General features: G+C 58.2%; 13 protein-coding genes. 11 read left to right on the top strand and 2 right to left on the bottom strand.

The annotated features are described in order from the left end of the window. The 11 genes from Q1Q75_RS21495 to Q1Q75_RS21545 all read left to right on the top strand — a co-directional run. On the top strand, positions 1 to 254 hold a 254-nt coding region (locus Q1Q75_RS21495; RefSeq protein WP_300675074.1), incomplete at its 5' end, for a MotA/TolQ/ExbB proton channel family protein. After that, entirely contained in the window at positions 251 to 670 is a 420-nt protein-coding gene (locus tag Q1Q75_RS21500; RefSeq protein ID WP_300675076.1) for a biopolymer transporter ExbD, read from the top strand. The genes Q1Q75_RS21495 and Q1Q75_RS21500, both read left to right, overlap by 4 nt. After that, a complete protein-coding gene (locus Q1Q75_RS21505) occupies positions 667 to 1,308 on the top strand; it encodes an energy transducer TonB (protein ID WP_300675078.1) in 642 nt (213 codons plus the stop codon). The genes Q1Q75_RS21500 and Q1Q75_RS21505 overlap by 4 nt, the downstream gene beginning before the upstream one ends. Before the next feature lie 3 nt (positions 1,309 to 1,311). Further along, positions 1,312 to 2,565, top strand: coding sequence for a tetratricopeptide repeat protein (locus tag Q1Q75_RS21510; protein WP_300675079.1), 1,254 nt, complete (start codon positions 1,312 to 1,314; stop codon positions 2,563 to 2,565). A 166-nt stretch (positions 2,566 to 2,731) separates the two neighbouring features. Beyond that, a complete protein-coding gene (gene hutW / locus Q1Q75_RS21515) occupies positions 2,732 to 4,168 on the top strand; it encodes a heme anaerobic degradation radical SAM methyltransferase ChuW/HutW (RefSeq protein WP_300675081.1) in 1,437 nt (478 codons plus the stop codon). A 79-nt stretch (positions 4,169 to 4,247) separates the two neighbouring features. Continuing rightward, a complete protein-coding gene (locus Q1Q75_RS21520) occupies positions 4,248 to 6,317 on the top strand; it encodes a TonB-dependent receptor (protein ID WP_300675083.1) in 2,070 nt (689 codons plus the stop codon). Between the two features lie 163 nt (positions 6,318 to 6,480). Further along, entirely contained in the window at positions 6,481 to 7,038 is a 558-nt protein-coding gene (locus Q1Q75_RS21525; RefSeq protein ID WP_300675085.1) for an MptD family putative ECF transporter S component, read from the top strand. After that, the gene (locus tag Q1Q75_RS21530; RefSeq protein WP_300675087.1) at positions 7,013 to 7,771 is read left to right on the top strand and encodes an energy-coupling factor transporter transmembrane protein EcfT; all 759 of its coding nucleotides are present in this window, start codon (positions 7,013 to 7,015) and stop codon (positions 7,769 to 7,771) included. Before Q1Q75_RS21525 ends, Q1Q75_RS21530 begins: the two co-directional genes overlap by 26 nt. Continuing rightward, a complete protein-coding gene (locus Q1Q75_RS21535; protein ID WP_300675089.1) occupies positions 7,768 to 9,204 on the top strand; it encodes an ABC transporter ATP-binding protein in 1,437 nt (478 codons plus the stop codon). Before Q1Q75_RS21530 ends, Q1Q75_RS21535 begins: the two co-directional genes overlap by 4 nt. After that, positions 9,201 to 9,740: a flavodoxin family protein gene (locus tag Q1Q75_RS21540; protein WP_300675091.1), complete on the top strand. Its 540-nt coding sequence runs from the start codon at positions 9,201 to 9,203 to the stop codon at positions 9,738 to 9,740. The genes Q1Q75_RS21535 and Q1Q75_RS21540 overlap by 4 nt, the downstream gene beginning before the upstream one ends. Further along, positions 9,737 to 10,219, top strand: coding sequence for a pyridoxamine 5'-phosphate oxidase family protein (locus tag Q1Q75_RS21545; RefSeq protein ID WP_300675093.1), 483 nt, complete (start codon positions 9,737 to 9,739; stop codon positions 10,217 to 10,219). Before Q1Q75_RS21540 ends, Q1Q75_RS21545 begins: the two co-directional genes overlap by 4 nt. A gap of 130 nt (positions 10,220 to 10,349) precedes the next feature. Here Q1Q75_RS21545 and Q1Q75_RS21550 read toward each other — a convergent pair whose 3' ends face one another. Then, a complete protein-coding gene (locus Q1Q75_RS21550) occupies positions 10,350 to 10,733 on the bottom strand; it encodes a hypothetical protein (protein ID WP_300675095.1) in 384 nt (127 codons plus the stop codon). A 71-nt stretch (positions 10,734 to 10,804) separates the two neighbouring features. Next, complete coding sequence (locus Q1Q75_RS21555) at positions 10,805 to 11,194, bottom strand: hypothetical protein (protein ID WP_300675097.1); 390 nt, start codon at positions 11,192 to 11,194, stop codon at positions 10,805 to 10,807. Positions 11,195 to 11,285 lie beyond the last annotated feature (91 nt).

The following is an 11,285-nucleotide window of genomic DNA, read 5'->3' on the forward strand; positions in this document are numbered from 1 at the left end:
CCGTCGCGCCCCTGTTAGGGCTTCTGGGCACTGTCAGCGGGATGATCACCACCTTTGATGTCATCGCTCTGTTCGGAACGGGCAACGCCCGAGCCATGGCAGGAGGGATCTCCGAATCCCTCATCACCACCCAGAGCGGTCTTTCCGTTGCCATCCCCGGGATGTTCATGGGGGTGCTGCTCACGCGCCGCTCACGACGCCTTGCAGCCAAGTTAGATGAAACCATCAGCACAATACAAAGGAGCATGACGTGATACGGGTCCGGGACTCCCTGAGACGAAACAGCAGCACGCCGGAGGTGAACATCTCCCCCCTCATCGACCTGGTCTTTCTGCTTCTGATCTTTTTTATGGTCACCACCAGCTTTGTCAAAGAGACAGGCATCGACATCAACCGACCCCAGGCTGAAACCGCCGTGGTCTCAAAGAAAAACGCCATTCTTGTAGGAATTTCAAGCGCAGGAGCGGTGCACTACGACGGAAAAGCCATTGATGTAAGAAGCGTTCGTCTTCACATTGCGCGTGCCGTGGCCGACAAGCCCGACGCGGATGTGGTGGTCATCGCCGACCAGGAGTGCCCCACCGGGACCCTGATCCGCGTCATGGATCAGTGCCGCCTGGCCGGGGCCCTTCGGGTGAGCGTGGCCACACAGAACAAGGGGGCCAAATGACCGGAGCACGATCCCGGGGGCCCATGGCCACCGCTGCCCTCCTGGCCCTTGGGGTGAATCTCTTCCTGTTCGCCCTGTTGCCGGGCATGCGAACCGCCCCGCGCCACAGTGAGGATGTCCTGCGCGTGCGGCCCGTGACCATGGTCCGCCTGGAAGAGATGAAGCCCACGCCGCCCCCGGAGGCCCCCAGAAAGCCCGAAAAACTGGAAGCCCCTCCGAAACCCCGGCTCGACCTGCCCATTGACCCGAGCCCAGCGCACACCGCGGCAGCGCCCACATTGAAAGTCAGCCCGGGGCTTCCCGAGCTGGACACCACGGCCTTCAAGCCATCACCCGGGGACCTGGTTTTTGGAGAATCACAGCTTGACCGGCCCCCCATGCCCACCCATAAGACAGCGCCCATCTACCCGTTTCGGGCAAGACGGCTGGGGTTGGCAGGAAGCGTCACCCTTAAGTTTCAGGTGGAAAAAGACGGAAGCGTCAGCAACATGGAGATCGTAAAATCCACCCCAGCCGGGGTGTTCGACAAGGCAGTTTTAGATGCCGTGAGCCGTTGGACCTACAACCCCGGTGAGATTACCGGAGAAAAAGTAAGGGTCCGTGTAACCAAAACCATCCATTTTGATTTAAAGAAGTAGAGCATGGCCTTTCACATCACAAACAAGCCTTTTTACGTCAAAGGCCCCATGGCACTCCTGATGATCGCAGGCATTTTTTTCTCTGCAGCCGTCTGTCATGGAGGGACCTGCGATGGGCACCCCTCCCCTGCTGTGGCTCTTGCCCTCAACAAGGCCTCAACGGCCCTTGAGGATAATAAGCCCGAAGAGGCGCTGGCCCTTCTGATCAAGGCATCCAAGCGGGCCGGCAAACGAAGCCATCACCTCCTGGAGTTCCACCTGGGGGTGCAGCTGGTCGAGGCTCAGCAACCGGAAAAAGCCCTGACGCACTTTCGCCGGGCAACCACCCTCTGCGATACATACGCCCCGGCATGGCAGAACCTCGGCCGGGTGGCGTACGAAACCCAGCGATACAGCGAAGCAGCCGATGCCCTGGGCCAGGCGTTTTTTCTCACCGAAGAAACGCGTCCCTCCCTTCGTTATTTCGAAGCCCTGGCCCGCTACAAGGAAGAGTCATGGGAGAGTTGCGTCAGCCTCTGCCTGGACCTGTTTACCCGATTCCCGGAGATCCACAACGTGGATTGGATTGAATTGGCGACGGCCGCCGCCTCGCCAGCGAAAAAACGCCCCGAGGTTATCGACGCCCTGACGTCACAGATCGCCCGCATGGGAGAAAAACCCCGATTCCGAAGGGCCCTGGCCAACCTCCTCCTGCAGGAAAAACGCTTTGGCGAAGCCATGGTTCAATTTCGAAATCTCGATCACCTGGGCGCCCTCACCGATGGAGAGCTTATGACCCTGGGGGACCTCTTACGCATGGACAAGCTCCCCCTGGATGCCGCGCGATGCTACCACCGCCTGGCCGACAAGGGTAAATCCTCCGCCGTCCTCGCCCGAAAGGAGGCGGAAACCCTCATGGCCGGTTTTCAGCCCCAAAAAGCCCGGGACGTGCTCGAAAATGCAGTCAAAACCTGGGACACGCCCCGGCTCTGGCTCCTCACCGGTCAGTTGCGATTCGAAGCAAATGACTTTTCGGGTGCGGCCAAGGCCTTCCGGCAGGTCCTGACACTTCGGCCCAAACACCCCCATGCTCTTATGATGCTGGGCTACAGTCTCTTCCAGCAGGACAACCCCGAAGAGGCCCTGATCTGGCTGGAAAAAGCGGTAAAACTCTGCCCCAAAGGCTCTGCGAAAACCCTGAGAGATTACGTGGCCCGCCACCTTGACACGCAGAAAAAGGCGAAGCCGCAGGCCTCCGGCGACCCTGCCGGGGGCTAAACTTTTGCCTGATTTTATGAAGATAGGTTTAACAAATGGTTGGCCCCCAGCCGTGAACAGACAAGACACTTATTTAGATTTTAACGCGCTTTCCGCGCTTTTTTTTAAACCCCCGTTTTTGGATAGACTAACTTTTTAATATTAGCCGAAAGTCAAGGATATAAAGATGCCAAACCGACTGATGCCTGCCCCGAATCCAGCCATAGAGAGCACAACACCGGAGACACCTGTAGAGGGGTTTACCGATTTTTTCCGAAAAGCCAAATCCCTGGGATGCTTTCCTGAAGCCACAGACGCCCCTCTCTCCCACGCCTTTGCCTCCAAGCGGGTTATCCATGCCGGAGGCGGCGGGCACAAACCCGTCACAGGCGATGAGGCCAAGGCCCTCTGGACCTCCCTGTCCGCCACCCCAGTCAATAAAAAAAGGGCCGCTTATATCCATGTGCCCTTCTGCACGGGCAAATGTATCTACTGCGGGTTCTACATCAACCCCATGAAAGAAGAGATCAGCGGCACCTACGCCAACGCCGTCATCTGTGAACTCAAGCGGGACGGAGCCCTGACCCACCCGCAGAGCGGCCCCATCCACGCCCTGTACTTTGGCGGAGGAACCCCCACAGCCCTTGCGCCCTGCGACCTTGCCCGCATCATCGAAGCGGCACATCGCAACCTCCCCCTGGCCAACGATTGCGAAATCACCATCGAAGGTCGCATCGCTGACATGACACCCGAGATGATCCGAGCCACCACCCAGGCAGGGGCCAATCGATTTTCCCTGGGCGTTCAGTCCTTTGACACCGATCTGCGCCGCTCCATGGGACGGAAAGCCGATCGGAACGAGGTGATCAAAACCCTTTCCACCCTGATGGCCACGGACCAGGCCGCTGTCATCATCGACCTGATCTACGGACTGCCCGGCCAGACCCAGGAAATATGGCAGAAGGACCTCCGCACCCTCTTCGACCTGGGACTTGACGGTGCGGACCTCTACCAGCTCAACGTCTTTAAAGGCGGCACCCTTGATAAAGCCATTCAAAAGGGAGCCCTCCCCCCAGCCGCAGACCTTCCGGCCCAGTCCGCCCTCTTCAAGATCGGGGTGGAGGCCATGGCGGCAAACAACTACCGCCGGATCTCTGCCAGCCACTGGGCCGGCACCCCCCGGGAACGCAACATCTACAACCTTCTGATGAAGCAAAAGAGCCCCTGCCTCCCCTTTGGGTCCTGCGCTGGAGGTATGGTGGACGGACATCTTGTCATCATCAACGACACCCTCACTGACTACCTGGCCGCCGTGGGCACTGAAAAACCAGTATCCATGATCATCCCGCCCAAGGAAAATCACCGCCTTGCCGCCCACATCACCGGAGAAATGGAGACCCTGGCCCTCGACCTGTCCCGGCTGGGCAGCGCCTTTGGTGAGACCCTCCCCATGGCCCTTCTCCCCCTCATCCATTGCTGGGAAGAGACAGGTTTGGTCCACATTGACGACCACCTCATGCGCCCCACAACAGCCGGGGAGTTCTGGCAGGTCAACCTGACCCAGGGGCTCATCGACTACCTCACTCTCTACCGGGAGATGGGCTGCCCGGAGCCCTGCATATAGGGATTGCTCCACCAAAGCGATCCCTGATTCGAACCTGTGTGGCTCAAAAAAATGGTAATAAACAGTGAAGGAGACTCTTATGTTAAAGCAAATTGGCCCTCTGGCCGCGGCCCTCAGCCTGCTTATCGCCCAGGCCAGCCCGGTGTGGGCAACCGAAAGCACCCATGAATCCACCATGACGGTCACCGCCACCCGCACCGAGCACCGGGCCGGGGATGTCCCCGTCTCCGTCTCCCTGATCGGGCCGGAAGAGATCAAGGCGTCCACGGCCACCACCCTGGGCGAACTGCTTCAAGATATTCCCGGCGTGGAGCTCACCGATGACTCCCTTGCCGGCATGCAGCGCCTCGTCATCCGGGGGGAGTCCGGCGCCCGTACCCTCACCCTGGTAGACGGCCAGAAGATCTCCGAACAAAAAAGCATGTCCGGTGCCCCCCTGCTGATGGACATCAACAGCATTGAGCGCGTGGAGGTCATCAAAGGACCGGCCTCCGTGCTCTACGGCAGCGAAGCCATCGGTGGCGTGGTCAACATGATCACCAAAAAAGGGGGGGACAGGCCCCTGTCTCTGTCCCTTTCCAGCGCCTGGACCTCCGCCACCAACGGGTGGAACAACAACCTGGCCCTCTTTGGATCTAAAGGGGCCTGGGACTACAGAATTTCCGGTTCCATCGCCGACCACGGAGACCGTGAGACCCCATCCGAAACCCTGGACAACTCCGACTACGACATCAAAAGCGGCAACGGTTACCTCGGCTGGAACGGAGATCGCCTCGGCATGGGCCTCACCCTGGAAACCTACAACGCCGACATCAACTCCCACACCCCGGAAAAGGCCATCGAACCGCCCATGACGGACTTTCATCTGGATCTCCCTGAATGGAGCCGAAAAAAAGCGGGATTCTTCGTCGAAAGCCGCAACCTCACCGGTATGGTCAAAAAAGTCCGGGCGGACGTTTTCACCCAGAAAAGCTTTAAAGATTTCGCCAACGCCATGGACATCCATGTGGACATGCGGCCCCCAATGGCCATGGACGGAGAGATCCGCATTCACACGGAAAATGATCAAGAAACCCAAGGAGGCCTCCTGCAGGTAGACCTCTCTCCGTATAAAAACCACCTTGTCATCGCCGGGGCGGACCTCTCCCGGGAGAGCCTGGATGCCGACGAATCCATCCGCGTTAAAAATACGTTCACGGGCATGGGCCCCATGCCCATCATCAAGGAAAGCACTGAGCAGAATCACTACGAGGCCTCCCTCGACACCCTGGCCCTCTTCGCCCAGGACGAATGGCTCATGGGTCCCTTCACCCTTACCACAGGGCTGCGCCACACCTGGACCGACTCGGAGCTTGATGAAACCACGGCCACCGTGTCGGACCGCTCTGACAAATCGTCCAAAACCATCGGCAGCATTGGCCTCGTCTGGCGCGCCGCCCCCCCTTTAAGCTTCCGAACCAGTGTCTCCCAGGGGTACCGCACCGCCAGCCTCCAGCAGCTCTACATCGGCACCTCCCATGGGAGCGATAAATCCGTCCTTCCCAACGCCGATCTGAAGGCCGAGACCTCCGACAACCTGGAAGTGGGCATGCATTATGAGACCCGGGGGATCGTCGCCGACCTCGCCCTCTTCGCCTCACGGGCCGAAAACTACATCACCACCACCGATGTCAACCCCACCACCCTCACTTATAACAACATGGACGAGGCAGAGACCTTCGGAGGCGAGCTGACCCTGTCCGCCCCCTTAGGCTCCTCGGGCATCACCCCGCACCTCTCCGGGACCGTCCTGCGCCGCACATTCGAGACCGACACATACAAAACCCGAGACACCGGCTCTCCCCGCCTCTCAGGCAAAGCCGGCGTGCGCTATGACAACGAGGTCCCCCTCCTCCCCGGCTTCCATGCGGACCTCTTCATGCGCGCCGCCTCAGAAGCCAAAGACTACGACCCCGATAAGGACACCACCGAAACCCTGGCCGGATGGGCAACCCTGAACCTCTCCACTGGCCTTCGCTTTGGAAAGGAGGAACAGTTTCGCACCAGCCTGGAGCTGACCAACCTCCTCGACAAAGCCTACACCCCGTCCCACAGCACCCTTGAGGCGCCGGGACGGGCCGTGGCGGTGAAGCTCTCCGCCACCTTCTGATGCCGGGCCCCCGACGGCACCGGAACGCGGACTCCGCTACCCGCATTCCGGATTCGTCGGGTTCATGGATGCCCCTGACCTGCTTTTACGGACAGGGGCATCCCCAAAACATGGAGCAAAAAGCAGAACCCAAAGGCCATCTTCAATCCAAGGACGTTTCACTATGTTGAACACCCTCACCCCCCCAACGCGTTACTGGCAACCGGGGGAACTCATCGTCATTGGCATTTTTTCGGCGATGATCAAACTGTCAAGCCTGCTCATCGCCCTCACCGGCGGAGGGATGAACCCCCTCTCCCTGGTGCTCAAGAACCTGGTGGCCACCTCCCTGCTGGTGGTGCTCGTTTTCAAGGTGCGAAAATTTGGTGTGCTCACCCTCTTTGTGACGGTGAGCACCCTCATCTCCATGCTGCTGGACGGAGGAAATATCATCCGACTCCCCGGCGCCCTTATTGCCGGGGGGCTCTGCGATCTGGTGATCCATTTTTCAGGCGGCTACCAAAAACCCGGCGCCCTCATTGCCGGGGTGGCGGTCTTTGACCTTCTCTCCCGGTTCATCGCCCTGGGCCTCTCCTGGCTTACCATGCGGGAGCAGCCAGCCATGGTCATGGTGGCCTCAGTCATCGTCGCCTTAGGCTACCTCGGATGCCTCATGGGTCTTTTTTCCGGATTACACCTAAGCAGGGAGCTGACGCATGCAGGCGTACTCAGGCACGAATAACACCGGTTTTATCCACCGTCTCGACGCCCGCACCAAGATGGCCGTGGCAGCCGGGGTCTCCATTGTGGTGGTCTGCCTCAAGGAGCCCCTTCCCCTGGCCCTCATCGGAATCATGGGTTTTTTTTTCCTCCTGTCAACGGGCCGTTTTCGGCTCATGGCGCTGGCGTATCTCTTCATCGGCCTGATGCTGATCACAGCCGCGGGGTGTGCCATCCCCATCATAAAACTCTTAAAGGGGAGCGACGCCTCCTATGCCGACTTTCTGGTGCCCTTTTTACGAATCATCGCCACCATGAATGTGGTGCTTGCCATGGCCCTGTCCAACCGCATCCAGGGCATGCTCTCCGCCCTGAAGTCTCTTCGGTTGCCCCTGTTCATCTACCTGCCGACCTCGGCCACCATCCGGTTTATCCCTGTGTTCATGGAAGATGTGAGGCAAATCCGAGAGAGCCTGAAAATTCGAGGGTTCCATATTGGCGTTAAAAGTCTCTTTCTACACCCCATTCTCACCCTGCGTCTCATGTTCGCTCCCCTGGTCATCCGGGCCCTTCGCAGCGCGGACGACCTGGGCATGGCCGCCGAGCTCAAGGGTATCGGCCTGACCACCTCCAGCACCCACCACAATCCCACGCGCCTGGGCTTCCGGGACGCCTTCACCCTCCTCTTCTGGGTTCTGCTCCTGGGTCTGTCCCTTGGCATAGAATTCGGTCCCCTCAAGGAGATGCTGCCATGATCCGACTTCACCACATCAGTTACCGATACCCCTTTCAAAAAGAGTTCGCCATTAAAGACCTCTCCCTGTCGGTTCCGGCGGGCACCATCACCCTGGTCACCGGCCGCAGCGGATGCGGAAAATCCACCCTGATTCGCCTCATCAACGGCCTTGCCCCCCACCACTTCCAGGGGGAGCTTCAAGGAGAGGTGGGAGTATGCGGGAGCCCCAACCACTCATGCTCCGTGGGGGAGATCGCCACACGGGTGGGCACCCTCTTCCAGGACCCGGAGAGTCAATTCTTCACCTTGATTGTGGAGGAAGAGATCGCCTTTGCCATGGAATGGCGGGGTCTCCCGCCGGAAGAGATCAAAGCCCGTATCCACGAGGCTGCCGCCATCACCGGCATCGAGCATTTGCTTGAGCATGAAATTCTCCACCTGTCGGAGGGGGAAAAACAGCGGGTGGCCCTGGCATCGGTGGTGGCCCTGCACCCGAAGGTCATCATCTTAGACGAGCCCACCGCCAACCTGGACCCCGAGGCCACCCGCGAGCTGGCCCGCACCCTTGACGCCCTCGCCGCCCGGGGCACCACCCTCTTCATCGTGGACCACCGGCTCTACTGGCTGAAAGAGGTGGCCACCCGGGTCGTCGTGATGGAGAAAGGACGCATCGCCGTGGAAGGGCCTTTTTCCATCCTCGAAGACGAAGCCCTGCGAAAACGCCACGGCCTCCGGGAGGCCCATGTGGAGAATCCCATCCACACCCTGCCCGAGCCACCCGACGATTCGGACGGGATCGCTGTCTCCGGCCTCAGCTTCGGGTTTCCAAAAAAGAAGCCACTTTTCCGGGACCTCTCCTGCCGCCTCCCCAGCGGAGCGGTCACCGCCCTGGTGGGTCCCAACGGGGCGGGCAAAACCACCTTCATCCGGATTCTCACCGGCCTTCAAGCTTCAAAAACCGGGCGATTCACCTTACGCGGAACCTCCATCACCCCGGACGCCCTTCTCAAAGAGAGCGCCGTGGTTCTTCAGAACAGCGACCACCAGCTCCACATGAAAAGCGTGCGCCAGGAGATGGAAACAGCTTACCGATTTGGACGGCAACAAGGACCCTTCACCGTGGAGGGTGTCTCCTCCCACCTGGGCCTGGAAGGCTTGCTGGACCGACATCCTCAGTCCCTGTCCGGTGGAGAAAAACAACGCCTCGTCATCGCCTGCGGGCTGCTTCAGGGGCCGTCCCTTCTCGTCCTGGACGAACCCACCAGCGGCCTGGACGGCAACAACATGCACCTCTTTGCCGAGCTGATGGAAACCGCAGCCGACGCCGGCATCTCCGTCGTTCTCATCAGTCATGACCTGGAGCTTCTCTCGCGGGTCTGTCACTTCGCACTTCACTTAAAACAAAAGGCACCCCACACCGTGGAGCGCCCTCAAAGGAGACACGCATCATGAAATCACTCGTGGTCTATTCCAGCCTCACCGGAAACACCCGAAAGGTGGCCGAAGCCATCTACAACGCCCTCCCCGAACCCAAAGAGATCCACCCGTCGGACGAGGCCCCGTCCCCGGAGGATTTTGACTTCATCGCCACAGGATTCTGGGTGGATAAAGGCACCGCCGATGCCAAGTCCCGTCAGTTCATGGAGACCCTCTCCGGCAAGAAAGTGGGCCTCTTCGGAACCCTGGGGGCCTACCCCGACTCCGACCATGGCCGCCAGTGCATCACCCGCGTCAGCGAACTTCTCGCCGGCAACCAGCTCTGCGGCACCTTCCTCTGCCAGGGGAAAGTGGACCCCAAACTCATCAAGATGATGGAAACCACCATGAAAGATGATCCCCACCACGGCATGACGCCGGAGCGCAGAAAGCGCCATGAGGAGGCGGCCAAACATCCCGATAAAAACGATCTGATCAATGCAGCAGGAGCCTTCGCAGGCATGGCAAAAGCCATTTGCCTTGACCTTGAAAAAAAGGAGGTGAGGGGATGAGAACGATGACAATAGAGGAGATGGAGACGATGCTCACCCACGCCGGATGGGCCACGATCTGCACGGTGAGAGATGACGGAACGCCCTACGCCGTTGAGGCCACTTACTTCAGGGATGGGGCAGACATAGGGTTTATGATCAACCCCAGGGGCACCACGGCGACCCACATAAAAAAACGCCCCGACGTGCTCTTAAAACTGACCACCAGCGATGCGGCCATGCACCATTGGGCAGGGATCTCCCTCTTTGGCAAGGCGGAGATGGTCACCGAGAAAAACGCCATGGCCCGCGGATGGGATCTTTTGGGAGAGGCCATGGACACCGACTACAGCAAAGCCAGAGATCGTTTCTGCAGCACCCCGGAGAAATCGCCCTTCCTGAGGGTCACCGTAAGCGAGAGCACCGGCCGATGCAGCGCCCGCAAAGGGGCCTCCATGAATTGGCCCTTCCTGCCCTCGAAAACGGAGGCCGTGGGATAACGGGTCCCCTTAAAGGATGCCACCGCGAATTGCTTTTTAAAAAGCGCCGCCAAAACATTCCGGTTACACGAGGCTTTCTTCCCTGTCCAGAGGACGGGGAAGAAAGGCCCGCAAGGCGCCTTACTCCATTTTAAATCTTTTTGACCCCAATACAAATCCACCGATTATCTATATCTTCAAACACAAACTCACTGTTTCCATAATCAGTCATTTGTAAATGCTTTACCATTTTTACATCACTTGCCAGACACTCGTTATAGATATTTTCAATATTCCTGCCTGTAAAATAGCCGTCGTAGCCATCCCCATGAATCACTCGATTGGGCTGAATTTCAGATAATTTTGATTTTGTCAGCACGATCTCGACAAGATCCCTGTACAGGCAGATATGCGGCTGATTGACATCCAAATATTTGACCGCTTTAAAGCTCAACTTTTCTTCATAATAAGAAGACGTGGCATTCAAATCAGGCACTGGCAGTATCAATAAGCTATGTAATAACTCAGATTTCATAAGATGACCCATTCCCATTGTTTCAAATGCCTCGATAGCCTCCTGGGCGGCATTCCCCGATATAAAAAGGGCTATCGATTGAATGCCTCGATACGCTCCGCAATATTCGCCTTGAGATTCATGAAAAAAAGCGAATAGTCGAAGGCATGGTAGACGCCTTCAGGAAAATGGCCGCCTTTAACCGTTACCAGGGCCACATCTTCAGGCTGGACAACCAGCCCCCCGTCCACAATCCTGGCCGACGTAAAATGCGGGTAGGTTCGAGGCTTGCCCGCAGAATCAAAAAAAACAGCGCCGAGATTTTTCTCAGCAGAAACAAAGACCCCATCCGTGGTCCAGGAGAGGGGGTTCACGGCTAACGCACCGGCCTTGAGGGTCGGAGCCACGGACTGCCTGCCCGTGCCTATTGTATCCTGAAAATGGGATAAAGCGCACACCTTAAGCCAAAAAACCACTCTCATTTGCGTTATTCAATTGAAAAATCAAGCTTTTTTCCCTTGCTTTTTGAGGTGTATGCATTGTATAATACGTACACTTTAAAGGGGGTTATAT

This window comes from Desulfoluna sp. (assembly GCF_030145185.1).
In the GTDB taxonomy this organism is placed as follows: Bacteria; Desulfobacterota; Desulfobacteria; order Desulfobacterales; family Desulfolunaceae; genus Desulfoluna.